The organism is Devosia faecipullorum, from assembly GCF_015158295.1.
GTDB lineage: Bacteria > Pseudomonadota > Alphaproteobacteria > Rhizobiales > Devosiaceae > Devosia > Devosia faecipullorum.
Genome location: NZ_JACDXV010000001.1, coordinates 1,102,120 through 1,127,533, shown reverse-complemented (window position 1 = coordinate 1,127,533; position 25,414 = coordinate 1,102,120). Strand labels below are relative to the sequence as shown.

The 25,414-nt window shown below is 62.8% G+C and carries 16 protein-coding genes; 12 read left to right on the top strand and 4 right to left on the bottom strand.

The annotated features are described in order from the left end of the window. Positions 1–42 precede the first annotated feature (42 nt). From H0482_RS05585 to H0482_RS05570, 4 genes are all read left to right on the top strand, one after another. Positions 43–1,245, top strand: a complete 1,203-nt coding sequence (locus H0482_RS05585) for an efflux RND transporter periplasmic adaptor subunit (protein WP_193729000.1) — start codon at positions 43–45, stop codon at positions 1,243–1,245. A gap of 5 nt (positions 1,246–1,250) precedes the next feature. Beyond that, positions 1,251–3,200 (top strand): MacB family efflux pump subunit, encoded by a 1,950-nt coding sequence (locus tag H0482_RS05580; RefSeq protein ID WP_193728999.1) that lies wholly within the window; start codon positions 1,251–1,253, stop codon positions 3,198–3,200. A 263-nt stretch (positions 3,201–3,463) separates the two neighbouring features. Then, positions 3,464–5,332: an autotransporter assembly complex protein TamA gene (locus tag H0482_RS05575; protein WP_193728998.1), complete on the top strand. Its 1,869-nt coding sequence runs from the start codon at positions 3,464–3,466 to the stop codon at positions 5,330–5,332. After that, a complete protein-coding gene (locus H0482_RS05570; RefSeq protein ID WP_193728997.1) occupies positions 5,332–9,648 on the top strand; it encodes a translocation/assembly module TamB domain-containing protein in 4,317 nt (1,438 codons plus the stop codon). The genes H0482_RS05575 and H0482_RS05570 overlap by 1 nt, the downstream gene beginning before the upstream one ends. A gap of 136 nt (positions 9,649–9,784) precedes the next feature. Here the strand turns inward: H0482_RS05570 and H0482_RS05565 are convergent, their stop codons facing one another. The 4 genes from H0482_RS05565 to H0482_RS05550 are packed head-to-tail and all read right to left on the bottom strand — an operon-like array spanning position 9,785 to position 15,502. Then, a complete protein-coding gene (locus H0482_RS05565; RefSeq protein WP_193728996.1) occupies positions 9,785–11,647 on the bottom strand; it encodes an extracellular solute-binding protein in 1,863 nt (620 codons plus the stop codon). Between the two features lie 32 nt (positions 11,648–11,679). Next, positions 11,680–13,311, bottom strand: coding sequence for an ABC transporter ATP-binding protein (locus H0482_RS05560; protein ID WP_193728995.1), 1,632 nt, complete (start codon positions 13,309–13,311; stop codon positions 11,680–11,682). Then, on the bottom strand, positions 13,308–14,414 hold the full coding sequence (locus tag H0482_RS05555; protein ID WP_193728994.1) for an ABC transporter permease: 1,107 nt from the start codon (positions 14,412–14,414) through the stop codon (positions 13,308–13,310). Before H0482_RS05555 ends, H0482_RS05560 begins: the two co-directional genes overlap by 4 nt. Then, a complete protein-coding gene (locus tag H0482_RS05550) occupies positions 14,411–15,502 on the bottom strand; it encodes a microcin C ABC transporter permease YejB (RefSeq protein WP_193728993.1) in 1,092 nt (363 codons plus the stop codon). The genes H0482_RS05555 and H0482_RS05550 overlap by 4 nt, the downstream gene beginning before the upstream one ends. 239 nt (positions 15,503–15,741) lie before the next feature. Between H0482_RS05550 and H0482_RS05545 the strand changes: the two genes are divergently transcribed. The 8 genes from H0482_RS05545 to H0482_RS05510 all read left to right on the top strand — a co-directional run bounded on the left by H0482_RS05545 (position 15,742) and on the right by H0482_RS05510 (position 25,349). Further along, a complete protein-coding gene (locus H0482_RS05545) occupies positions 15,742–15,975 on the top strand; it encodes a hypothetical protein (protein WP_193728992.1) in 234 nt (77 codons plus the stop codon). A 142-nt stretch (positions 15,976–16,117) separates the two neighbouring features. Beyond that, entirely contained in the window at positions 16,118–16,705 is a 588-nt protein-coding gene (locus H0482_RS05540; RefSeq protein WP_193728991.1) for an AprI/Inh family metalloprotease inhibitor, read from the top strand. Between the two features lie 168 nt (positions 16,706–16,873). Continuing rightward, complete coding sequence (zapE, locus tag H0482_RS05535; protein WP_193728990.1) at positions 16,874–18,025, top strand: cell division protein ZapE; 1,152 nt, start codon at positions 16,874–16,876, stop codon at positions 18,023–18,025. Positions 18,026–18,239: 214 nt separating this feature from the next. Then, positions 18,240–19,202, top strand: a complete 963-nt coding sequence (mdh, locus tag H0482_RS05530) for a malate dehydrogenase (protein ID WP_193728989.1) — start codon at positions 18,240–18,242, stop codon at positions 19,200–19,202. Between the two features lie 91 nt (positions 19,203–19,293). Beyond that, a complete protein-coding gene (sucC, locus tag H0482_RS05525) occupies positions 19,294–20,487 on the top strand; it encodes an ADP-forming succinate--CoA ligase subunit beta (protein ID WP_193728988.1) in 1,194 nt (397 codons plus the stop codon). A 3-nt stretch (positions 20,488–20,490) separates the two neighbouring features. Beyond that, positions 20,491–21,009 carry a hypothetical protein gene (locus H0482_RS05520; RefSeq protein ID WP_193728987.1) on the top strand — a complete coding sequence of 173 codons (519 nt, stop codon included), beginning with the start codon at positions 20,491–20,493 and terminating at the stop codon, positions 21,007–21,009. Positions 21,010–21,071: 62 nt separating this feature from the next. Continuing rightward, complete coding sequence (gene sucD, locus H0482_RS05515; protein ID WP_193728986.1) at positions 21,072–21,980, top strand: succinate--CoA ligase subunit alpha; 909 nt, start codon at positions 21,072–21,074, stop codon at positions 21,978–21,980. Between the two features lie 369 nt (positions 21,981–22,349). Then, positions 22,350–25,349, top strand: coding sequence for a 2-oxoglutarate dehydrogenase E1 component (locus tag H0482_RS05510; protein WP_193728985.1), 3,000 nt, complete (start codon positions 22,350–22,352; stop codon positions 25,347–25,349). The last annotated feature ends 65 nt before the right edge of the window (positions 25,350–25,414 follow it).

The window sequence follows — 25,414 nt, the reverse complement described above, 5'->3', positions numbered from 1 at the left end:
AGCTTGGCTAACCTTGCCGGTAAATTCGGTCCGAGGTGGCGCGTGAAGCTTTTTGCCAAAATCCTGCTGATTCTCGTTGTTCTGGGCGCCGCCGCCGGCTTCGGCTGGTGGTATCTCTATGGCCAGACCCAGGCGAGGACGGCCCCCAATACCGTCAGCGTCAGCCGTGGCGACATCGAAACCAGCGTTCTTGCCTCGGGCGTGCTGGAAGCGAGTTCCCTGGTCAGCGTCGGCGCCGAAGTGTCCGGCACCATCAAGGCGGTGCATGTGGCCTTGGGCGATACGGTCGCGCGCGGCGACCTTTTGGTCGACATAGACAGCCTCAATCAGGAAAACGCCGTCAAATCCGCCGAGGCGGCGCTGGCGGGCATTGCAGCGCAGAAACGCAATCAGGAGGCCAATCTGGCCAAGGTGCAGTCGAGCCTCGCGCGCCAGCAGCAATTGAGCGCCAATAGCCTCGTGTCCCAGACCGATCTGGAGGCGGCGCAATTGGCGGTGGAACAGGCGCAGGCGCAGATCGACCAGCTCGATGCGCAGATCGCCCAGGCCGAATTGACGGTGGAATCGGCCCAGCTCAACCTCTCGCGCACGCAGATCGTCGCGCCCAATGACGGCGTCATCGTCGCCCTTCTGGTCGATGAGGGGCAGACGATCAACGCCAATTCGGCGACACCCACGGTCGCCAAGATCGCCAATCTCGACACCATGGTGATCCGCGCCGAAATCTCGGAGGCCGATGTCGTCAAGGTCGCGCCGGGACAGCGGGTCTACTTCACCATTCTGGGCGAGCCGGACAACCAGATCGAGGCGACATTGCGCGAGGTGGAACCGGCGCCGACCTCGATCGCCAGTGACGGCGCGGCCTCGGGGAGTGCAGTCTATTACAATGGCCTGTTCGACGTTCCCAATCCCGGCCACAAGCTGCGCATTTCCATGACCGCGTCGGTGACAATCGTGCTCGATGAAGTGCGCGATGCGCTCACTCTGCCGGCCACCCTGGTGTCGCGCCGCGGACCGGATGGCGCCGCCATGGTCATGGTCTATGACCGGGAGAGTGAGGAGACCCGTCCGGCGCGTGTGGAAATCGGCCTCAACAACAATATTTCCGCCGAGATCAAATCCGGCCTCAACGAGGGCGACTTGATCGTCAACAGCACCGGCGCCCAATTGCCCGGCGGTTCCAGCGGCGGCCGGCCGGGCGGCATGGGCCTTGGTGGGCCGGGTGGCTTCGGCGGTATGCGGTAAGAGCCATGGACGTTCCGATCATCTCCATTCGCGCATTGGTGCGGCGGTTCCAGAGCGGCGGTGAGAGCGTTGACATCCTCAAGGGCGTCAATCTCGATATTCATCGCGGCGAGATGGTCGCCATCATGGGCCAGTCGGGGTCAGGCAAGTCCACCCTGATGAACATTCTGGGCTGCCTCGACCGGGCCAGCGCGGGAAGCTACACGTTTTCCGGTCGGGATGTTGGCAAGCTCGACGCCGATGAACTGGCCGCGCTGCGGCGCGAGCATTTCGGCTTCATCTTCCAGCGCTATCAATTGCTGCCCGATCTCGATGCGGTGGAAAACGTCGAAGTGCCCGCCGTCTATGCCGGTGTGGTACCCTCGCAGCGGCGCGAACGCGCCATCGCGCTATTGACGCGGCTGGGCCTCGGGGACCGGCTCGATCATCGCCCCAATGCGCTCTCGGGCGGACAGCAGCAGCGCGTCAGCGTGGCCCGGGCCTTGATGAATGGCGGCGAGGTCATTCTCGCCGACGAGCCGACCGGGGCGCTCGATTCCCGTTCGGGCAAGGAATTGATGGCTTTGCTGCGCGAATTGCATGGCGACGGTCACACCATCGTTCTCGTGACCCATGATCCGCAGATCGCGGCGCAGGCCGAGCGCGTCATCGAAATTTCCGATGGCGAGATCATCGCCGACCGCAAGAATACCGAAACCGCGCGGGCCATCGCCGCGCCCGTCCTGGCCCGGAAAGCGGCATCCTGGCGGCGCGGGCTCGACCGGACGGCGGAAGCCTTCACCATGGCCCTGCGCGCCATGGGGGCGCACAAACTGCGCACCTTCCTCACCATGCTCGGCATCATCATCGGGATCGCCTCGGTGGTGTCGGTGGTGGCCCTGGGGCAGGGCAGCCAGCAGACGGTGCTGGAAAATATCTCGTCCATCGGCACCAATACGATCAATATCTATCCCGGCTCCGGTTTCGGCGACATGCGCTCGGGGCGCGTGCGCACGCTCAAGCCCGGTGATGCCGAGGCTCTCGCCAACGAGCCCTATGCCGATAGCGTCACCCCGCAGGTTTCGGCCAATGCGACGGCGCGTTACCGCAATACGGCCTCCAACGCCTCGATTACCGGCGTCGGGGTGGACTATTTTCAGGTCAATGGCCGCACCTTCACGTCCGGTTCCGGTTTCACCGAGGAGAGCATTGCCGATCTGGCGCAGGAGGCGGTCATCGACCAGAATGCGGTCAATGCCATCTTCACCGGCGGACAGAACCCGATCGGCGAAGTGATCATGCTGGGCAATGTGCCGGTGCGGGTGATCGGCGTGGTCGCCACCAGCAGCGGCTTCGGCCCGGGCGGCAATAGCGCTAATATCTATCTGCCCTATACCTCCGCGATGAGCCGGATTTTGGGGGTCTCCTATCTCAGCCAGATCACGGTGCGGATTGATGATGCCTATGACACCAGCGAGGCGGAGGCGCAGATCACCGCGTTGATGCTACAATTGCATGGCGGCACGCAGGATTTCTTCCTGCAAAATACCGATACGATCCGCGAAACCATCCAATCCACCTCCGCCACCCTGGCGCTGCTGATCTCGACCATTGCCATCATCTCGCTGGTCGTGGGCGGCATCGGCGTCATGAACATCATGCTGGTCTCGGTCAGCGAGCGCACCAAGGAAATCGGCATCCGTATGGCCGTGGGCGCGCGGCGCAGCGACATCATGCGGCAGTTCCTCATTGAGGCGGTGCTGGTCTGCTTTGCCGGCGGCGCGGCGGGCGTGGCGTTGAGCTTCGGCCTTGGATATGGGCTGACGGCCATCGTGGCCGGAGCGCGGCTCGCCTATTCGCCGGAATCGATCATGGTCGCCATTCTCTCGGCCAGCCTGATCGGGGTTGTGTTCGGCTTCATGCCGGCCCGCTCGGCAGCGCGGCTCGATCCGGTCGAGGCCCTGGCGCGGGAATAGCGTTGCCCATCGGCCACGCCGGACGTTTCAATGTGGATCACATATGTCGCTTATGCTGGTCCTTGGGGGCCGCTCGTCCTAAACTCGCCACGAAATTGTCGCCAAAAGGGCGAATGCTGGCGGAACCGTCAAAGGCTTAACGGAATCTTTCCGCTCAATGGGCAATCTTCTTCACTTGCCCGGTTTGGTTGCAGAGTAAAAGGGCGGATAGAACACTGCGAAGCGCGCGTCTTGTATCGAGTTTTGGCGCCTTGTGCCTGGCCATGGCTTTGTCCGCCGTGCCGGGCCTGCCTGTGTTTGCCTTTGAACTCTTCGGCATCAAGTTCTTCGAAGACCAGTCAGACATCGACGCCGAGTCGGTGATCGTCGATCCGCATCCTTATGTCGTTACCTTCACCTCGAGCGAAGGCGGTGCGGTGGAAGCAGCGTTGCGCAATGCCTCGGCTTTGCTGGCTGACCAGGATGAACCCGCATCCGGCGCGGCGGGGCTGATCGCCAAGGCGCGCGGCGATTATCGGCGCCTGCTCGCCGCGCTTTATGGCGAAGGCCATTATGGCGGCGCGGTCAGCATCCGTATCGGCGGGGTAGAGGCGGCCAAGCTGCCGCCAGATGCCAAATTGCCCAATCCGGTCGAGGTGACCATCGCCGTGTCGGCGGGTCCGCTGTTCCGTTTCGCCAATGTCAATATCGTCAATCAGGCTCCGCCCACCGACGATCCCCAGGATCAGGTGGACTTGCCGGTGATGCGCGGGTTCGGGGCGGGAGAGGTGGCGCGCTCCGCGGTCATCCTGCGGGCAGAGCAATTGGCGCTCGAAGCCTGGCGGCAGCTTGGTTATGCCAAGGCCGAGATCGTGGGGCGCGACGTCGTGGCCGACCATGCGACCAATAGTGTCGATGCCACCATCACGGTCAATCCTGGTCGCCGGGCCGCCTTCGGGCCGATCGCGGTGAGCGGGACGAGTGAGATGAATCCCGAATTCGTCGCGCAGCAGACGGGCCTTGCCGTCGGCCAGGAATATGACCCTGACGATGTGCAGCGCGCCCAGAAGCGCCTAGACCGGCTGGAAGTGTTCCGCTCCGCCCGGCTAGAAGCGGGCGACGCCATCGGCTCCGACGGGCTTTTGCCTTACGACCTCATTGTCGAGGAATTGCCGGGCCGCCGCTTCGGCATGGGTGCCACATTTTCTACCATCGATGGGTTGGGTCTCGAAGGCTACCATCTCTGGCGCAACCTCTTCGGTCAGGCCGAGCGCCTGCGGCTCGACGCGCGCATTTCCAGCATTGCCTTTCCGATCGATACTGCCCAATTCGACTATTTCGCTGGCGGCACCTTCACCAAGCCGGGCTTTTATCATCCCGACGTCGACCTGATCGCGGCAGTTTCGGCGGAGCGGACCATCTATCCCACCTATACCGAAACTTCGGCCGCGGGCCGGCTGGGTCTCTCCTGGTTCTTCTCCGACGAAATCACCCTTCAGGGCGGAGCCAATTTCAAGCGCGCCCGCTTTGACGACAGTTTTGGCACCCGCGATTTTGCCACGGCGGGCGTCTATGCGGGCGTCATTTTCGATGGCCGGGATTCCGCGGTCGATCCGACCGAGGGCTGGTACACCGCCGCCAATGTCGAGCCCTATTACGATTTCATCTATGGCAATACCGGCCTGCGCATCGAAGCGGAGGCGCGGACCTATTTCGGCTTCGGTGAGGACGATCCCTTCGTGCTGGCGGGCCGCGTCAAGGCCGGAGCATTGGTCGGCCCGGCGCTCAACGAAATTCCGCCGGACAAGCTGTTCTTTGCCGGCGGTGGCGGCTCGGTGCGCGGCTATGGGTTCAAGTCCATCGGCGTCGATGACGGCACCGGCAAGATCACCGGCGGGCGCTATCTGCTCGAAGCCTCGCTCGAGGCCCGCGCCAAGGTGACCGAGACCATTGGCGTCGTCGGCTTCCTCGATGGCGGCTATGTCGCCGCCGACACTTTCCCCGGCATCGAGGATATGCGGCTCGGCGCGGGTCTGGGCGTCCGCTACTATACCGGGCTCGGTCCGCTGCGGCTCGACCTTGCGGTGCCGCTCAACAAGCGCGCCAGCGATCCCGACTACGCCATCTATGCCGGTATCGGGCAGGCTTTCTGATGTTACGTCCCTCCCGCAAGACGCTTCTCGTCTCGGCCCTGCTGCTGGCCTCCGCCGCTGTTCCAATGGCGCTCGTCGCCCAGGATATGAACAATGAGGAGCAGAAGGACTGGCTGACCAGTTTCGTCGAAGGCCAGCTTTCGACGCCCGAGCGCCAGATCCGCCTCTCCAATATCGAGGGCATTCTGGGCTCCGACGTGGCGATCCGCGAAATCACCATTTCGGACGCCGAAGGGGTCTGGTTGCGCGTCAACAATTCCAGTCTCAACTGGAATCAGGCCGCCCTGTTCACCGGCAGGCTGGACGTGCGGACCCTGCGCGCCGATTCCATCGACTATATCCGCAATGCCATCCCGGTCGAAGGCGCGGTGGACCTGCCCTCCCCCGAGACGGGGACGCTGGAAATTCCCGAATTTCCCGTGGCCATCCAATTGGGTGAGCTTGCCGTCCCCAACGTGCGCTTCGGCGAGGACGTGTTCGGCTTGGCTTCGCAGGTCTCACTTGCCGGGTCGATGACGCTAGAGGGCGGCAATCTCGATGCCGTGCTCGATATCGAGCGTCTGGACGGACCGGGGGGCAATCTCGACCTCAATATCGCCTATAAGCGCGAGGGCAATTCCATCGATCTCGGCCTGTCGCTGGTCGAGCCGCAAAATGGCGTCATCGCCAATCTGCTCAATATCGAGAACCGCCCTGCCATGACCCTGACGCTGGATGGCGAGGGGGCCCTGGCCGATCTCGAGGCGCAAATGCGCCTATTGGCCGATGATCGCGAAGCGCTGGCGGGAACCGCCCGCATCGCGCAGAGCGGTGAGGGCTTTGCCATCGATGTCGATCTGGGCGGGCCGCTTTCCACCCTGATCGCCGAGCCCTATCGCCCCTTCTTCGGGCCCGAGACGCGGCTGCGGGCTAAGGCGCTGCTGCGCGATGGCGGTGGGTTCGAGATTTCCGGACTGACCCTGGGCGGCGGCCAGCTCGATCTGTCCGCCAGCGCCGCGACCACGCCGGACAATTTCCTGTCACGGCTCGAAGTGGCAGCACGTATCGCCGACAGCGCCGGCACCATGGTGACCCTGCCCGTCGCGGGCAATGCAACCCGCGTCGGGGTGGCGGATTTTTCCGTGCAGTTCGGCACCGGCGCTGATGACGCCTGGCAGGCTGGCATCGATATCGAGCGCTTTGAAACCGATGGCTTTGCCGCCGATACGTTCGCCCTGACGCTGGGCGGGGTCGCCCGCAATCTGGATGACCCCGCCAGCCGCATGGTCACGTTCAACGGCGATGGCGCCTTGTCGGGCATAGATGCCGATCCGGCGGTGGAAGCGGCGCTGGGCAAAAGTGTCGGTCTCGGCATTGCCGGGCTCTGGAATGGTGGTGAGCCGATCAGGCTCGCCCAGTTCCGCATTGTGGGCGAGGCGCTGGTCGCCGCAATGTCGGGCGTGATCGACGGAACCGATTTCGACGGCCGCATCGAGATCGAGGCCGGCTCCATCGCGCCGTTCTCCGCCCTGGCCGGACGCACTTTGAGCGGCGGGCTCAGCCTTGCCGCCGAGGGCCGCCTCATGCCGCTGAGCGGCGGTTTCGATCTGACCTTTGACGGCATGGGCAAGGATTTGCGCGTTGATGACGCAATTGCCGATGCCCTGCTCGAAGGCGATGTGACGCTGTCGGGCCAATTGGCGCGGACCGATGCCGGCATCGCCGCCAATGACTTCGCCATTGCCAATGATCAGGTTCGCTTCAACGCCGATGGGCGCTTTGCCAGCGATGTCGCTGATTTCGACATCGCCCTCGATCTCAGCGATCTGGGACTGATTTCCGAGGAGGCCAGCGGCGCGCTGACCCTGCGCGGTTCGGCGCGTTCCAATGCCGCCGATGCGCCGCTCACCCTCTTGCTCAATGGCAATGTTCCGGTCGGCCAGCTCGGCAATTATCGCCTGCGCGACGCCGAAATCGGCATTGCCGCCAATCTCCTCGACGGTGAAATCGAAGGCGACTTCACCGGCTCGGCGATGCTCGACGGTCACCGCGCCAGCCTTGCCACCCATATCAGGACCGACGCGACGCGGCAGGCTTTGTCCGGCATCGGCTTTGACATCGCCGGAACCCGCTTGTCCGGCGCGCTGACCCGGATGGCCGATAGCGGCCTATTGGAGGGCCGGCTCGACATGGTGGCGCCCGATGTGTCGCTGGCAGCGGCCCTGCTGCTCGCCGATGCGTCCGGCGCGGTCAATGCGGCCATCGAATTTACCCCGCAGGACAGCAAACAGGGCGCTGGCGTCAATGCCAATGTCTCCGGCCTGCGCGTCAACGACATCAGCATCGGACGCGCCGAGATTTCGGCTGGAATCGCCGATCTCTTCGGCGTTCCGGTGATCAATGGCACGGCAAATGCCAGCAATATCGCCGCCGGCGGGGTCGATGTGACCAGGCTCGATGCGACAGCCGGCCAGAGCGGCGATACGACCCGTTTCGACGCCCGGGCCGCACTGGCCACCGGCACCGACCTCGCTATGGCCGGTTCGCTGAGCCCGGTGGAGGACGGCTATCGGCTGGCGCTGGAGCGCGCCGATCTGGTGCAGGGGGCCTTGTCGGCCCACCTCGCCAACCCGACGGCCCTGGCGGTGCGCGGCGACAGCGTGGCTTTGGATGCCCTCCGCTTCAATGTCGGCTCGGGCAGCATCGCCGCGACCGGCACCGCCGGCAATGTGCTCGACATAATGGTCGATATCACCGATCTGCCGCTCAATATCGCCAATGCAATTGTGCCTGATCTCGGGCTCTCCGGCACCGTCAATGGCCGCGCAACGGTTTCGGGCGCAGCCTCCGATCCCCGTGTGCGGTTCGAAGCCCGTGCCTCCGGAATCGGCGCCAGCGCCATTGCCCCCTTCGGCATCGCGCCGCTCAGCCTCGCCGCCACTGGTTCCTATGGCGGCGAAATCGTGGTGCTCGACAATCTCTCGGTGAACGGCAATGGCGGGCTATCACTATCCGGTTCCGGCCGCGCGCCGCTATCCGGTCCCGGCCTGGCGCTGACGCTCAACGGCTCTGCCCCGCTGGCTCTGGCCAACCAATTCGTGGCCGAACGGGGCGGGCAATTGTCCGGCACGGCGAGCTTCAACGCCCAGATTGGCGGCGCGCTGAGCGATCCGCAATTTTCCGGCGCGATTTCGACCAGCGGCGCCGGCTATGTCGATCCCGAGCTCAATCTGCGGCTCGCCAATATCACTGGCCGGATCGCGCTCGATGGCAATAGCGCCAATGTCGAGAGCCTTTCGGCCGAATTGTCCACGGGCGGCTCGGTTTCCGCCTCCGGCTCGATCGGGCTAAGCGGCGGCATGCCGGCCAATCTCGCGCTCAACATCAATTCGGCGCGCTATACCGATGGCAGCTTGTTCGTCGCAACACTGTCGGGTGGACTGACCCTCACCGGCAATATCACCGGCACACCCTTGCTCTCGGGCAATGTGTTGGTGGAACAGGCCAATATCACCGTGCCCGAAAGCCTCGGCGGCGGCGCGCAATTGATCGATGTAGAGCATCGGCGCACCCCGGCGCCGGTGCAGCACACGCTGGACCGCGCGCGCATCGACGAACGCACCGGCCTCTCCGGCGGCGGCCCCGATCTCATGCTCGACATCAATATCAACGCGCCCAACCAGATTTTCATTCGCGGCCGTGGGCTCGATGCGGAAGTGGGCGGTTCGGTGCGGCTCACCGGCCCTGCAAGCGCGGTCCAGCCTGTGGGCGGTTTCTCGCTGACGCGCGGGCGGCTGGCCATTCTGGGCCAGCGCGTCACCTTCGAGACCGGTACCGTCACCCTCCTCGGCGATCTCGACCCGCAGCTCAATTTCGTGGCTCGCACCGAGGGCGACGACATCACCGTCTTCGTCATCGTTTCGGGCCGTGCCTCCGATCCCGACATCACCTTCAGTTCCAATCCCAGCCTGCCGCAGGATGAGGTCTTGAGCCGGCTGATCTTCAACCGTTCGATGGGCGAACTGTCGCCGCTGCAATTGGCGCAGCTGGCGGCGGCGGCAGCCGAACTGGTGGGCGGTGGCGGCGGACTGGTGGACAGCCTGCGTGGCGCTGCGGGTCTTGCCGATCTCGACATCGTCACCGACAAGGAAGGGAATGTCGGGGTGCAGGCGGGCACCTACATCCAGGACAATGTCTATCTGGGCGTCACCGCCGGTGCCAACGGGCAGTCCAAGGTCACTATCAATCTCGACGTCACCGACGATCTTACCATCAAGGGCGCGGCGGGCCAGGACGGCAATTCCAGCATCGGCGTCTTCTACGAGCGCGATTACTGATCGGGACCATCTCGGTTAATGACGCCCCAAACTTTCGACTCCTGCTCTCCCTCCCCCTTGAGGGGAGGGCCGGGGTGGGGTTCTGCGGGTCAGCGGGCGCTTGTTTTCAATGGGATTGCGGACCCCGGCACGTCTCCTACTCCGCGCTGGCGCCGCCGGACCTGGCCGCCTTGTCCGCGTCCCACCACCAGATGGTGGGGAAACCGTTGCTGAACTCGGGCAAGGCGTCGGGCCGGCTGAAGCGGTCCCAGCGCGCGGTGCGGGAATAGGTCAGGGCGTAGCCGGGCACCACGTAGTGGTTCTGCAACAGCACACGATCCAGCGCCTTGACCACGGCGAGCTGGGTGTCGCGATCATCGGCCACGATCAGCTTGTCAATCAGCGCATCGATGCCGGCATTGGCGATGCCGGCATAATTACGCGATCCTTCCTGATCCACTGATGAAGAGCCGAAGAAATAGCGCTGCTCATTGCCCGGCGAGAAGGATTGGGCCCAGCTCGAATAGATCATGTCATAGTCGAAGCTGCGGAGCCGGTTGATATATTGCGGCGTGTCCACCATGCGCAGCGTTACCGCGATGCCGATCTGGCCGAGATTGGTAATGAGGTTTTGGGCGATCGGCTCCAGCGTTGCCTGGAACATCAGGATTTCAAAGGCAAGTTGTTCACCATTCTCGTCCACCAGCCTGTTGCTGTCGAGCCTGTAGCCAGCCTCGTTCAGCAGATTGAGGGCGGTGCGCAGATTGGCGCGCAGCTTGGCCGGATCGCCATTGATGGGATTGGTATAGGGCTCGGTGAACACCGATGGCGGCACCAGGTCGCGTACGCTGTCCAGCACGTCCAGTTCCTCGCCTTCCGGCAGGCCGGATGAGGCAAAGGGCAGGCCATAAAAATAGCTGTCGATGCGCTTATATTGCTCATAGAAGACGGTGGCATTCAGTTCCTCGAAATCGAAGGCATAGTTCAGTGCCTCGCGCACCTTTTCGTCCTGGAACAGGGCACGGCGCTGGTTAGGAATGAAGCCGGTCATGGCGCCGCTGCCATTATAATCTTCGTCGAAGGTTTCGAGGATGACGCGGCCATCGGCCACGGCGGGAAAATCGAAGCCGGTGGCCCAGCGGCGGGCGGTATATTCGCTCCACCAGTCAAACTGGTCGGCCTTGAAGGCTTCGAACCACACCGATTCATCGCGGAAATATTCGACCCTATAGGTGTCGAAATTATTGGTGCCGATCTGGGTTGGGTGATCCTTGCCCCAATAATCCTCTACACGCTTATAGGTCACGGTGCGGCCGGCATCATAGCTGGCGAGTGCGTAGGGGCCTGAGCCCATGGGAGCTTCAAGGGTGGAGGCCTTGATATTGCGCGCCTTGCCGGCACTGTCGGCTCCCTCCCACCAATGCTGAGGCAGCACCAGCAATTGCCCCAGAATATGGGGCAATTCACGGTTGCCCGTCTGGTCAAAGGTGAAGGTGACTTCGCCCGGTGCGCTCACTTCGGCGCTGACAATATTGGCGTAATATTGCGCATAGATCGGGCTGATCTCGATCACCATATTGAACGACCAGACCACGTCCTCGGCTGTGACCGCCTCGCCATCATGCCAGCGCGCATTGGGGTCCACGCGGAAGGTAACCGAACCATAATCGTCGGCCACCTTCATGGCGGAAGCCAGCAGGCCATAGGAGGTGTTGACCTCGTCCATCGAGGTCGTCATCAGCGTTTCGTAGACAAGGCCAAGCCCGCTGGCCGCCTCGCCCTGCGGCAGGATCGGGTTGAAGGTGTCGAAGCCGCCCGATGCGCCGACGCGCACGGTGCCGCCCTTGGGGGCATTGGCGTTCACATAGTCGAAATGGGTGAAGCCTTCGGGATATTTCGGCGCCTCGGTCAGGGAATCGGCGTGGACCCAGATCCCGGTCGGCGTTTGCGCCTGCACGGGCATTGCAAGGGCCGAAAAGCCGGCTAGGGCGAGGATGGCGAGCTTGGTTGAGAGCGTCATTGTGCGGCTCCGCTGCATGGTTTGGGTCAAATCTAGTCTGATGTCGCCGTACTCGGCAATCCGCCGGCAATGGCGTCTGGCGGGGCGGCGATGTCGAAAGCGGCGGCCATGAGCTGGCGCGTATAGTCCTCTTGCGGGGCGGCGAAGATGTCGCTGGCAAGCCCCGCCTCGACCACCTTGCCATTGCGCATGACGATGAGACGGTGGGCGATGGCGCGCACGACCTTGAGGTCATGGCTGATAAACAAATAGGAGAGGCCGCGCTTCTGCTGCACGGCGCGCAACAGGTCGATCACCTGCGCCTGGATGGAAACGTCGAGCGCCGAAGTGGGCTCGTCCAGAACGATCAGATCCGGTTCCAGCACCAGCGCCCGGGCAATGGCGATGCGCTGGCGCTGGCCGCCGGAAAATTCGTGCGGATAGCGGCTGGCATTGGCTGGATCGAGCCCGACTTCGATGAGGGTAGATGCGACCTTTTCCTCGCGTTCCTTGGCGCTGAGGCGCGGCATATGCACCCGCAATCCCTCTTCCACGATCTGGCTGACCGACATGCGGGGGCTGAGCGAGCCGAACGGGTCCTGGAAGACGATCTGCATATGCTTGCGCCTTGGCCGCAGCGCCCGCCAGGATTGCTCGTGGATGGCCTGACCCAGCAGCACGATCCGGCCCGTCGAGGGGATAAGCCGGAGCAGGGCATAGCCGAGCGAGGATTTCCCCGAGCCGCTCTCGCCCACCACGCCGAGCGTTTCGCCCTTCTCGATGGCGAGATCGACCCCATCGACGGCGCGGATATGCCCGATTGTGCGGCGCAGCAGACCGCGCCGGATTGGGAACCACACTTTGAGGTCGCTGGCCGCGATGACGGGAGAGGCATCGGCAGCGGGAACCAGCGGTGTGCCGCGTGGCTCGGCCGCCAGCAAATGCCTGGTATAAGCGTGTTGCGGCTCGGCGAAGATGGTCTCCACCGGACCGGTCTCGACGATCTCCCCGTCCTTCATCACGCAGACCCGGTCGGCGATGCGCCGGACGATGACAAGGTCGTGGGTGATGAACAGCATGGCCATGCCATTCTGTTTTTGCAGGCTCTTGAGCAGGGCGAGGATTTGCGCCTGCACGGTGACGTCGAGCGCCGTGGTCGGCTCGTCGGCGATCAGCAGTCTTGGATCATTGGCCAAAGCCATGGCGATCATCACCCGCTGCCGCTGCCCACCGGACAATTGGTGCGGATAGTCGTCGAGGCGGCTCGCCGGATCAGGCAGGCCCACCGCATCGAGCAATTCGAGCACCCGGCGCCGCGCCGCATTCTGCCGCAGTCCCTGATGCAGCATCACCACTTCGGCCACTTGCCGGCCGATCGTGTGCACGGGATTGAGCGAGGACATCGGCTCCTGAAAGATCATGCCGACCCGATTGCCGCGCACCTGGCGCAACTCGGCATCGGACGCACCCACCAGTTCGGCGCCGGAAAAGCGGATGGAGCCGGCAAGGCTGGCGGCGGGCGGCAGGAGTTTCAGCACCGAGAGAGCCGTCACCGATTTGCCGGAGCCGCTTTCGCCCACCAGCGCCAGGGTTTCGCCCGGGGCGATGTCGAATCCGACATTTTTCGTGGCGGCGAAGCTGCCGAAACCGACATTGAGGTCGCGGACAGACAGGAGCGCGCTCATCGGAAAGTCTTTCGCGGATCGAAGGCATCGCGCACCGCTTCGCCGACAAAGACCAGCAGCGTCATCAGGATGGCGATGGTGAAAAACCCGGTGAGCCCCAGCCAGGGCGCCTGCAAATTGTTCTTGCCTTGCGCCAGCAATTCACCCAGCGAGGGCGAACCGGGCGGCAGGCCAAAGCCGAGGAAATCGAGCGAGGTGAGGGTTGCGACCGACCCCGAGAGAATGAAGGGCATGAAGGTCAGCGTCGCCACCATGGCATTGGGCAGAAGGTGCCGCCACATGATCACCCGGTTGGAGACCCCCAGCGCCCTTGCGGCGTTGACATATTCGAAATTGCGGGCGCGCAGGAATTCCGCCCGCACGATGCCGACGAGGCTTACCCAGGAGAACAAGAGCAATATGCCGAGCAGCACCCAGAAGCTCGGCATGATCACCGAGGAAATGATCAGCAGCAGATAGAGCGCCGGCACCGAGGTCCAGATTTCGATCAGCCTTTGGGCGATGAGATCAAGCCAGCCGCCGAAATAGCCCTGCGCCGCACCGGCGGCGACGCCGATGATAGAGGAGGCGATGGTCAGCACCAGCCCGAACAGGATGGAGATGCGGAAGCCATAGATCAACCGGGAGAGCACGTCGCGGCCGCGGTCGTCGGTGCCCAGATAATGGTAGTTCCCGGGCACACAATCGGGATCGTCCACACCCAGCGGATAGCGCTGGCAGATCTGCTCGCGGGTCAGCATCCAGCTCGGCGGATTGGCGCCGGAAAAAGCCACATAGCTATCCACCGTGCCATAGGAGAAGCGCACGGGCGGCCAGATCATCCAGCCATTGGCCTGAATTTCATCGGCAATGAAGGGGTCGCGAAAATTGGTGCTGGCGAAGAATCCGCCGAATTTGGCCTCGGGATAGTCGATAAGGGCGGGCACGAGCAATTCGCCCTTGTAGAGGGCCAGGATCGGCCGGTCATTGGCAAGGAATTCCGCGCCCAGCGTCAGCGCGAACAGGACGAGAAAAATCCAGAAACTCCACCAGCCGCGCCGATTGGCCCGGAAATTGGCCAGCCGTCGCTGGTTGAGCGGGGAGAGGCCGGCTTTCCCGCTCATAGGCCGCGGCTTTCAAAATCGAGCCTTGGATCGACCCACATATAGGCCAGGTCGGAGACCAGCCCGATGACGAGGCCGAGCAGGGAAAAGATGTAGAGGGTGGCAAAGACCACCGGATAGTCGCGGGTGACCACGGACTGGAAACCGAGCAGGCCCAATCCGTCCAGCGAGAAGATGGTCTCGATCAGAAGCGAGCCGCCGAAGAAGACGCCGATGAACGCCCCCGGAAAGCCGGCAATGATCAGCATCATGGCATTGCGGAAGACATGGCCATACAGCACCCGGCGTTCCGTCAGTCCCTTGGCTCTGGCGGTGACCACATATTGCTTGCCGATTTCATCGAGAAAGGAATTCTTGGTGAGCAGCGTGGTGGTAGCGAAGGCGCCCAGCCCCATGGCGATGATCGGCAGGACAAGGTGCCAGAAATAATCCAGCACCTGCCGCCAGAGGGGGAAATGCTCCCATCCCGGCGACGTCAGCCCGCGCAGCGGAAAGATCGACCAGAAGGAGCCGCCGGCGAACAGGACCACCAGCGCGATGGCAATGAGGAATCCCGGCACGGCATAGCCGATGATGATGATGGTCGAGGTCCAGACATCGAAACGCGAGCCGTCGCGCATGGCCTTGGCGATGCCGAGCGGAATGGAGATGCCATAGGCAATCAGCGTCATCCACAGGCCGAGCGAGATCGAAACCGGCATTTTCTCCTTGATCAGGTCGATCACCGAAATGTCGCGATAATAGCTTTGCCCGAAATCGAAGCGCAGGTAATTGCCGATCATCGAAAAGAAGCGTTCGAGCGGCGGCTTGTCGAAGCCGAATTGTTTCTCGATCCGCGCCACCAGTTCGGGCGGCAGGCCCTGGCTGCCGCGATAAAGGCCATTGCTGCCCTGGGTCTGCTGGGCGGTGAAATCGCCACCGCCGCCGGTCAGTCGCTCCTCGATGCCGCCGCGTTCGCCGGAAAAGGACGCGAGCGCCTGTTCCACCGGCCCCCCGGGCGCGAACTGGGTGATGAGGAAAGAGATTGCCATGATGCCGAACACGGTCGGGATCATCAGCAAGAGGCGGCGAATGATATAGGCGCCCATGCCTGCTCCGGGAAAGCCTGACCTTGCCTATGTTTGCCGCGCCGTGGCGGCGGGCAAATCACCATGAGGTGAGGCTGGGGGACTGCATCATTTCAGAACCGCCTTGGCAAGGCGTGTGGGGGTAAACCCGTTCGGCACCATCGCGCAGGCCTGGACAATATCCGGCCGTCATCGGCGAGGTTTTGCTTGTCTCCGCCCCGCCTTGCCGTCAGGATCGGGCAAGAACAGTGGAGCATGCCATGAGATTTCAGCCGATCGCCCAGGTGAAGGGTCAGTCGCAGGCCCGTGTTCTGCTGGTGGCGTTGCGGGCACATGGCTTTCATCCGCTCGAGCCGCGTGAGGGTGGGCTTCCGGGCGTGCCGAACCTTTTCGGCGCCGAGGGGTTTATCCTCGAAGTGCCCGAGGACGAGGCCGAAGATGCCGAGCTTCTGGCGGGTGAATTGCTCAAGGATATGGCGCGGGACGTCCTGTGATTTTCCGCTTGCACTTAAAATCGGCCACAATGGCGTGAGATGGGGGACAGTGCGGGATGGGCGATTGAACGTGATGGTTGCTTTGAGATATAAGCCGCCACAAGTGTTAAAATGCATTAAGCCTTTGCGGCAGGAGTGATCAATGCAGGATTGGAAGCGCGGCGCTTCGTCCATTGCGGGCCTGGCAGTAATTGCCCTTCTGGTGGCGGCGTGCTCGCCGACCAGCCGGACCAATACTGGTAATCTCAATGTAATCGGCCAGCCACAGCAGCTTCAGCCGGTGCAGTCGTCCAGCGTGCAGCAGAACGCGCTGCCGCCGATCGGGGCCAGCGGCACCCCGGCCCCGGGCCTGTCCGGCCAGCCGGTTCTGGGTGGGCAGACCACCTCGACGCAGGTTGCCGGCAATGGCGCGGGCTCGATCGTTACTGTCGGTCAGCCTTTGAGCACAGGCGTTTCCGTCGGCCCCGAAGGGGCATGGGACGTGGTCGCCGCCGGCCAGACCTGCCGGCTCAATCTGCCGCTGACCGCCAAGACCGGCACCAATTATTACCGCGCCTCCGCGCCGGGCTGCACCGTGCCGCAGATCGCTTCGGTGACCGGCTGGCAGCAGGTGGGCAGCCAGCTTCAGCTCTATGATGATAACGGCAATATCGCCGCCTTCCTCGCTCCTTCCGCTGGTCGCTATATCGGCACTATGGGCGGCGGCCAGGCCGTGTCGATGTCGCGCTAGAGATCCTTCCGATCTCGCTGAAATCTTTCCTCCCTTCGTCACCGCCCGGCTTGTCCGGGCGGTCCATTGGGTGAAGCCTGCGCATTGGATTGCCCGGACAAGCCGGGCAATGACGATGGAGTGGAGGTTGTACCTCGGATCAGTCCCGGGGCGACGATTGTAGTTTTGATGTCATCCAGTTTTTCGCAATCATCGTCCGGTCCCGTCCTCGCCGCCTATGACGATCTCGTCGCCCGCCATGCGCTGACGCCCGATCCGGCGCAGCACGACGCGGCGGGCGAACTGGACCGGGTTCTGGCGGACCTCGTGGTTGCCAAGCCCAAGCGGCTTTTCGGGATGTTCGAAAAGCCGCAGAGCGTGCGCGGACTTTATCTCCATGGCGAGGTGGGGCGCGGCAAGACCATGCTCATGGACCTGTTCTTTGCCGCCGTGCCGTTCAAGCAGAAGCGGCGGCTGCATTTTCATGAATTCATGGACGAGGTGCATAGGGGCATCGCCGCCTTCCGCAAGTCGGAAAGGGGCAATGCCGATAGCACCGATCCGGTCGAGGCGGTGACGCGGCCCATCCTCAAATCCGGCCTGCGCCTCTTGTGCCTCGATGAATTCCACGTCCACGACATCACCAATGCCATGCTGCTCGACCGGCTGTTCGGCAAGCTGTTCGCCGGGGGCGTTACGCTGGTCGCCACGTCCAATGTCGCGCCGGACGGTCTCTACAAGGATGGGCTCAACCGCCAGCTTTTCCTGCCCTTCATCGCGCTGCTCAAGCAGAAGACCGTTGTGGCTGACCTGCCCTCGGAACAGGATTACCGCCGATTGAAATTCGCCGGCCAGCAGGTCTATGCCTTTGGCAGCGGCCCGGACGTGCAGACACTCATGGATCGGCTGTGGCTGCGCATTACCGGGGGAGAGCGGGGGGAGCCGGGCCAGGTTGAGAGCATCGGTCGCCAGATCGCCGTGCCGCTCATGGCCATGGGCGCGGCCCGGTTCGGTTTTGCCGATCTCTGCGACAGGCCGCTGGGCACCCGGGACTTCGTGCGCATCGCCCATCAGTTCGACTCGCTGGTCATCGACAATATCCCGCAGATGGATCGCACCCGATCCGACGCCGCCAAGCGTTTTATCCTGCTCATCGACTCGCTCTATGACCGGGGCGTGAAGCTGGCGGCGAGTTTCGCCGTGCCGCTGGAGCAATTGGGCGCCGACGACAAGACCGCTTTCGAATTCCAGCGCACGCTGTCGCGGCTCACCGAAATGCAGTCGGAAGACTATCTGGCCAAGGGGCTGAGGGATGGGGCATCCGCCGGAACTCAAGACTAGCGCAATATATTCCCTCCATCGTCATTGCCCGGCTTGATCGGGCAATCCATGTCGCCGCGCTGGACGGAAACTGCGCCCGCCTTTGCCAATCCGGCATACCCCCATCGCCCATGAGCATGGGCCAATCCCGGCTTTATACGAAGGGTTCACTTGCCGGGTCTTGCCGCGAGGGTTAAGACGTGCGCCAATTCAACGCAGTCTGGGATGAGGACTTATGGCGCGCAAGAAGATTGCCCTTATCGGTGCAGGACAGATCGGCGGGACGCTTGCCCTGCTGGCGGCACAGAAGGAACTCGGCGACATCGTGGTGTTCGACGTTGTCGATGGCGTGGGTGCCGGCAAGGCGCTCGACATCGCCCAGTCCGCTCCGACCCAGGGCTTCGACGTTTCCCTCAAGGGAACGACCGAATATAAGGACATCGAAGGCGCTGACGTGGTGATCGTCACCGCCGGCGTGCCGCGCAAGCCCGGCATGAGCCGCGATGACCTTCTGGAAATCAACCTCAAGGTGATGGAACAGGTTGGCGCCGGCATTGCCAAATACGCCAAGGACGCCCTGGTCATCTGCATCACCAATCCGCTCGACGCCATGGTCTGGGCGCTGCAGAAGTTCTCCGGCCTGCCCGCCCACAAGGTGATCGGCATGGCTGGCGTGCTGGATTCCTCCCGCTTCGTTCACTTCATCGCCGATGAGCTGGGTGTTTCGGTCGAAGACGTCAATGCCTTCGTGCTGGGCGGCCATGGCGATACCATGGTGCCGCTGACCCGCTATTCCACCGTCGCCGGTATTCCGCTCACCGACATCGTCAAGATGGGTTGGATGAGCAAGGAAAAGCTCGAAGAGATCGTGCAGCGCACCCGTGACGGCGGCGCCGAGATCGTCGGCCTCCTCAAGACCGGTTCGGCTTTCTACGCTCCCGCCGCTTCCGCCATCGCCATGGCCGAGAGCTATCTCAAGGACAAGAAGCGCGTCCTGCCCTGCGCCGTGCAATTGGACGGCGAATACGGGGTCAAGGGCACCTATGTCGGCGTGCCGGTGATCATCGGGTCCGGCGGCGCCGAGAAGGTGGTCGAGATTGCGCTCAACGCCTCCGAGCAAAAGGCGTTCGACAAATCGGTCGCGGCCGTCGAGGGGCTGATCGAGGCGTGTAAGAAGATTGCGCCCAAGCTGGCGTAACGTGTTCTGAAGCCGCTGGCCCAGCCGGCGGCTTTTGGCTTTCCGGCTCCAGAAATGCCGGATCATCGTCTGCCCATTCAAGGGGAAAAGCATGAATATCCACGAACACCAGGCCAAGGCGCTGCTCAAGGAATATGGCGCGCCCGTCGCTGCCGGCGTCGCCATTTTTTCGGCTGACGAGGCTGAGGCCGCAGCGAAGTCGCTGCCGGGTCCGCTTTATGTGGTCAAGAGCCAGATCCATGCCGGCGGTCGCGGCAAGGGCAAGTTCAAGGAACTCGGTCCCGATGCCAAGGGCGGGGTGCGGCTGGCCAAGTCGGTCGATGACGTCATCGCCAATGCCAAGGAAATGCTGGGCAATACACTGGTGACCAAGCAGACCGGCGACAATGGCAAGCAGGTCAATCGTCTCTATATCGAAGACGGCGCCGACATCGCCCGCGAGCTTTATTGCTCGCTGCTGGTTGATCGCGCCACGAGCCGGGTGTCCTTCGTGGTTTCCACCGAAGGCGGCATGGACATTGAAGCGGTTGCCGAGCATACGCCCGAAAAGATCATCACCGTGGCCATCGATCCGGTTGCGGGCGTGACGGCGAACGACGTCGCCAGCATCAATACGGCGCTGGCGCTCGATGGTGCCGCTGCCGAAGACGGCAAGAGCCTCTTTCCGATCCTCTACAAGGCGTTCACCGAAAAGGACATGAGCCTGCTCGAAGTGAATCCGCTGATCGTCATGACCGACGGCCATCTGCGCGTGCTCGACGCCAAGGTCAGCTTCGACAACAATGCGGCGTTCCGTCATGAGGAACTCAAGCCGCTGCGCGATCTCAGCGAAGAAGATTCCAAGGAAATCGAAGCCAGCAAGTACGACCTCGCCTATGTGGCGCTGGACGGCAATATCGGCTGCATGGTCAATGGCGCGGGCCTGGCCATGGCCACCATGGACATCATCAAGCTCTATGGCGCCGAGCCGGCCAATTTCCTCGACGTGGGCGGTGGCGCTTCCAAGGAAAAGGTCACGGCCGCGTTCAAGATCATCACGGCCGATCCGGCGGTGAAGGGGATCCTGGTCAACATTTTCGGCGGCATCATGCGCTGCGACATCATTGCCGAGGGTGTTATCGCCGCTGTCAAGGAAGTCGGTCTGCAGGTGCCGCTGGTGGTGCGTCTCGAAGGCACGCGGGTCAAGGAAGGCAAGGCCATTCTCGACCAGTCGGGCCTCAACGTCATCTCCGCCGATGACCTAGATGACGCGGCCCAGAAGATCGTCAAGGCGATCGGGGGCTGATCGGTGCGCGCGGGCCTCGCCATTCTGGCAGTCCTGGCCCTTGCGGCTCAGCCCGCCTTTGCCCAGGGCAAGACCAAGACTTCGCCGATTGCCTCGGCGCTGTCGGCGCTGGAAACCTGCGAGGCCGTCGCGAGTGGCGATGAGACTGCCCTGGAAACGGCGAGAGCCGCTGGCTGGGATGTCTATGCCGAGGAGGGGGAGAGCCCGTTCATCAAGTCCTATTCGGCCAGCCTGGAAATGGCCGGCCTGGGTTGGGGTGAATTGTTCTCGCTGGTGGAAACCTATCCTGGCCGCACCTTTGGCTATTGCCGCATCAATGTGGCCGAGTCGAAGGGCAATGGCGCAGCCGTGATCGATGCCATTATGGGGCTCGATCGCTATGACGGTGACGTGCTGAACCAGGATGGCGGGCATTATGCGAGCCTGATTGGTGGCGACAGTCTGCTGCTCGCGCATTGGGACGATTTCGGCTTCGTCGTTCAGGTCAGCACGCTCACGCTCAACCCGGCGGAAGACGAGTAGATTTTCGCCCCTCGGGGCATCAAGACAAGGCGCCTGGCGCCGCAAGACGGAAGAGAAACAACATGTCCATTCTCGTCAACAAAGACACCAAAGTGCTCGTGCAGGGCCTGACCGGCAAGACCGGCACGTTCCATACCGAGCAGGCGCTCAATTATTTCGGCACCCAGATGGTGGGCGGGGTCAATCCCAAGAAGGCCGGGGAAACCTGGACCTCCTCGCTCGACGCCTCGGCCAGCCTGCCGGTCTTCGCCTCGGTTGCCGAGGGCAAGGACAAGACCGGAGCCAATGCCTCGGTCATCTATGTGCCGCCGGCTGGCGCCGCTGCTGCCATCGAGGAAGCCATCGATGCGGAAATCGAACTCATCGTCTGCATCACCGAAGGCGTGCCGGTCATGGACATGGTCCGTGTCAAGGCCCGGCTCGAAAAATCGAAGTCGCGCCTGATCGGGCCGAACTGCCCCGGCGTGCTGACCCCCGAAGAATGCAAGATCGGCATCATGCCGGGCTCGATCTTCTCCAAGGGCTCGGTGGGCATCGTGTCGCGTTCCGGTACGCTGACCTATGAAGCCGTGTTCCAGACCACCAATGAGGGCCTCGGCCAGACCACGGCGGTGGGCATTGGCGGCGACCCGGTCAAGGGCACCGAATTCATCGACGTGCTGGAAATGTTCCTGGCGGACGAAGCCACCAAGTCGATCATCATGATCGGCGAGATCGGCGGTTCCGCCGAGGAAGAAGCTGCCCAGTTCCTGATCGATGAAGCCAAGCGCGGTCGCAAGAAGCCGATGGCCGGGTTCATTGCCGGACGCACCGCCCCTCCGGGCCGCACCATGGGCCATGCCGGCGCGGTGATTTCGGGCGGCAAGGGCGGCGCCGAGGAAAAGATCGCCGCCATGGAAGCGGCTGGTATCAAGGTTTCGGCCTCGCCCGCCCGTATCGGGGTGACGCTGTCCGAAGTCCTCAAGGGTTAAGCGCCGCTCCGAAGCTTATATCAGGGCCGGCCAGCACTATATGTAAGCTGTCATCACCGGGCCTGTCCCGGTGGTCCATGCCGCCACGGAATGGATTGCCGGGACAAGCCCGGCAATGACGATGCGAATGGGATACCGGGCCGAATACGACCAAGGTCGGTCGCGTTGCGGACACAGAACGGTGTTAGGCCGGACTAGGTCGGATGCGATAAATACAAATTGAGCCGCCTCCCTGCTCAGGGGTCGCTACACTTAACAGGATACTAAGGATAAGCGGTCAGTATCCGCATCACACCAGGGACCGCATGCGATCGGCGAATGCCGATCCGTTGAGAAGGATGCAGGGCGAGAGGTCCTGCGGAACACGCGATGACACGACAGGAAAAGAACGACACGTTCTTGCTGACCTCGTTCCTCTATGGTGGGAACGCCGACTACATCGAACAACTCTATTCCAAGTTCAAAAGCGATCCTTCCAGTGTCGATGCGACCTGGTCGAGCTTCTTCTCCCGGCTGGACGACAGCCAGGCCGAGGCAGAGAAGAATGCCGAAGGCGCGAGCTGGGGCCGCAAGGACTGGCCGCCCGCCGAAAGCGGCGAACTGGTCGCCGCGCTGGACGGCAATTGGGCCGAGATCGCGGTAAAGACCGAGAAGGCCGCGGCGAAGAAGGCCGTTGCCGAGGGCAAGCCGGCGCCGAGCGCCAGCGAAGTGCTGCAAGCGACCCGCGATTCCATCCGCGCCATCATGATGATCCGCGCCTATCGCATGCGCGGACATCTGCATGCCGAGCTCGACCCGCTGCATCTCAAGGCCGACGAGCCGGCCCCTGAGCTTGATCCCTCGAGCTACGGTTTCACCGCGGCGGATTATTCTCGCAAGATCTTCATCGACAACGTGCTGGGGCTCGAATACGCCACCATCCCCGAGATGCTGGCCATTCTCAAGCGTACCTATTGCGGCACGGTCGGCATCGAATTCATGCATATCTCCGACCCCGAGGAGAAGCAGTGGATTCAGGAGCGCATCGAGGGTCCGGACAAGGAAATCACCTTCACCCCCGAGGGCAAGAAGGCAATCCTCAACAAGCTTATCGAGGCTGAAGGCTTCGAGAAGTTCCTCGACGTCAAATATACCGGCACCAAGCGCTTCGGCCTGGATGGGGGCGAAGCCACCATTCCGGCGCTCGAGCAGATCATCAAGCGCGGCGGCGCGCTGGGGATCAAGGATATCGTCCTCGGCATGGCCCATCGCGGGCGCCTGAACGTGCTGACACAGGTTCTGGGCAAGCCGCATCGCGCCCTGTTCCACGAATTCAAGGGCGGCGCCTTCTATCCTGACGACGTCGAGGGTTCGGGCGACGTGAAGTACCATCTGGGCGCTTCCTCCGACCGCGAGTTCGACAATAACCGGGTTCACCTGTCGCTGACGGCCAATCCGAGCCATCTCGAAATCGTTGATCCGGTGGTGCTGGGCAAGGCCCGCGCCAAGCAGGATCTGCACATCTCGCCGGAAGGCAAGGTGGTCGATCTTGCCGAAGGCAAGCCGGATCGTTCCATGGTGCTGCCACTGCTGATCCATGGCGATGCGGCCTTTGCCGGCCAGGGTGTCGTTGCTGAATCCCTCGGGCTTTCGGGCCTCAAGGGTCATCGCACCGGCGGTTCGATCCACTTCGTCATCAACAACCAGATCGGCTTCACCACGTCCCCGATCTATTCCCGCTCCTCGCCCTATCCGACCGATGTGGCCAAGATGATCGAGGCGCCGGTCTTCCACGTGAACGGGGACGATCCCGAAGCGGTGGTTTTCGCTGCCAAGGTTGCCGTCGAGTTCCGCCAGAAGTTCGGCAAGCCGGTCGTCATCGACATGTTCTGCTATCGCCGCTTCGGCCATAATGAAGGCGACGAGCCCAGCTTCACCCAGCCGCTGATGTATTCCAAGATCCGGTCGCACAAGACCACGTTGGAGCTGTATTCGGACAAGCTCATCGGCGAAGGTCTGGTGTCGCAGGCCGAAGTGGATCAGGGCAAGGCCGACTGGAAGGCCAAGCTGGAAGCCGAGTTCGAGGCCGGTCAGGATTACCGCCCGAACAAGGCCGACTGGCTCGATGGCCAGTGGAAGAGCTTCAAGCCTGCTCAGGACGAGGGTCCGCGCCGGGGGGACACCGGTGTTGCGCTCGACCAGCTCGTCGCCATCGGCACCCAGCTCACCAAGGTTCCCGCCGATTTCAACGTGCACCGCACGGTGAAGCGCTTCATGGACAATCGCCTGGCTGCCATCGAGAGCGGCGAGGGGATCGATTGGGCCACTGCCGAGGCTCTGGCGTTCGGCACGCTGGTGACCGAAGGGCACCCGGTTCGCCTTTCCGGCCAGGATTGCGAGCGCGGCACCTTCAGCCAGCGCCATTCGGTGCTAAACGATCAGCAGGTCGACAACAAGACCTATACCCCGCTCAACAACCTGACGCCCGATCAGTGCCGCTACGAAGTCATCAATTCGATGCTGTCGGAAGAGGCGGTGCTCGGCTTCGAATATGGTTATTCGCTTTCCGAGCCCAAGGCACTGACGCTGTGGGAAGCCCAGTTCGGCGACTTCGTCAACGGGGCGCAGGTGGTCATCGACCAGTTCATCTCCTCGGGTGAGCGCAAGTGGTTCCGCATGTCGGGCCTCGTGATGCTCTTGCCGCATGGCTATGAAGGGCAGGGGCCGGAGCATTCCTCCGCGCGTCCCGAACGCTTCCTCCAGCTTTGCGCCGAAGACAATATGCAGGTCGCCAACTGCACCACGCCGGCCAATTACTTCCATATCCTGCGCCGGCAGCTGAAGCGCGACTTCCGCAAGCCCTTGATCCTGATGACGCCCAAGAGCCTCTTGCGTCACAAGCGCGCCGTTTCGGGCCTCGTGGAACTGGGCCCCGACAGCGTCTTCCATCGCCTGCTCTGGGACGATGCGGAAGCGCCCGGCCTGCCCAAGACCACGATCCGGCTGGTCAATGACGAGAAGATCCGTCGCGTCGTATTGTGCACGGGCAAGGTCTATTACGACCTGCTCGAGGATCGCGAGAAGAAGGGCATCGACGATGTCTATCTGCTGCGTATCGAGCAGCTCTATCCGTTTCCGGCCAAGGCGCTGCTGGATGAGTTGAACCGCTTCCCCAATGCGGAAGTGATCTGGTGCCAGGAAGAGCCGCGCAATATGGGGGCCTGGGCCTTTATCCAGCCCTATGTGGAATGGGTGTTCGACCAGATGGGTCGCGGCAATCAGCGTGTCCGCTATACGGGCCGTTCCGCCGCCGCTTCGCCGGCCACCGGCCGCATGAGCGTGCATCTGGAACAGCTCCAGGCCTTCCTCGACGACGCCCTGGGCTCATAAGCCTTGTGACAAGACATAAAGAGCGCCAAATTCGTCCCTAGGACGAAGGCGCTCTGGCCCGAAAT

Bases quoted from the DNA above. Each gene is read 5' to 3' on its own strand.
- H0482_RS05580 (WP_193728999.1), top strand. From the start codon at position 1,251: ATGGACGTTCCGATCATCTCCATTCGCGCATTGGTGCGGCGGTTCCAG.
- H0482_RS05575 (WP_193728998.1), top strand. From the start codon at position 3,464: ATGGCTTTGTCCGCCGTGCCGGGCCTGCCTGTGTTTGCCTTTGAACTC.
- H0482_RS05570 (WP_193728997.1), top strand. From the start codon at position 5,332: ATGTTACGTCCCTCCCGCAAGACGCTTCTCGTCTCGGCCCTGCTGCTG.
- H0482_RS05565 (WP_193728996.1), bottom strand. From the start codon at position 11,647: ATGACGCTCTCAACCAAGCTCGCCATCCTCGCCCTAGCCGGCTTTTCG.
- H0482_RS05560 (WP_193728995.1), bottom strand. From the start codon at position 13,311: ATGAGCGCGCTCCTGTCTGTCCGCGACCTCAATGTCGGTTTCGGCAGC.
- H0482_RS05555 (WP_193728994.1), bottom strand. From the start codon at position 14,414: ATGAGCGGGAAAGCCGGCCTCTCCCCGCTCAACCAGCGACGGCTGGCC.
- H0482_RS05550 (WP_193728993.1), bottom strand. From the start codon at position 15,502: ATGGGCGCCTATATCATTCGCCGCCTCTTGCTGATGATCCCGACCGTG.
- H0482_RS05545 (WP_193728992.1), top strand. From the start codon at position 15,742: ATGAGATTTCAGCCGATCGCCCAGGTGAAGGGTCAGTCGCAGGCCCGT.
- H0482_RS05540 (WP_193728991.1), top strand. From the start codon at position 16,118: ATGCAGGATTGGAAGCGCGGCGCTTCGTCCATTGCGGGCCTGGCAGTA.
- zapE (WP_193728990.1), top strand. From the start codon at position 16,874: ATGTCATCCAGTTTTTCGCAATCATCGTCCGGTCCCGTCCTCGCCGCC.
- mdh (WP_193728989.1), top strand. From the start codon at position 18,240: ATGGCGCGCAAGAAGATTGCCCTTATCGGTGCAGGACAGATCGGCGGG.
- sucC (WP_193728988.1), top strand. From the start codon at position 19,294: ATGAATATCCACGAACACCAGGCCAAGGCGCTGCTCAAGGAATATGGC.
- sucD (WP_193728986.1), top strand. From the start codon at position 21,072: ATGTCCATTCTCGTCAACAAAGACACCAAAGTGCTCGTGCAGGGCCTG.
- H0482_RS05510 (WP_193728985.1), top strand. From the start codon at position 22,350: ATGACACGACAGGAAAAGAACGACACGTTCTTGCTGACCTCGTTCCTC.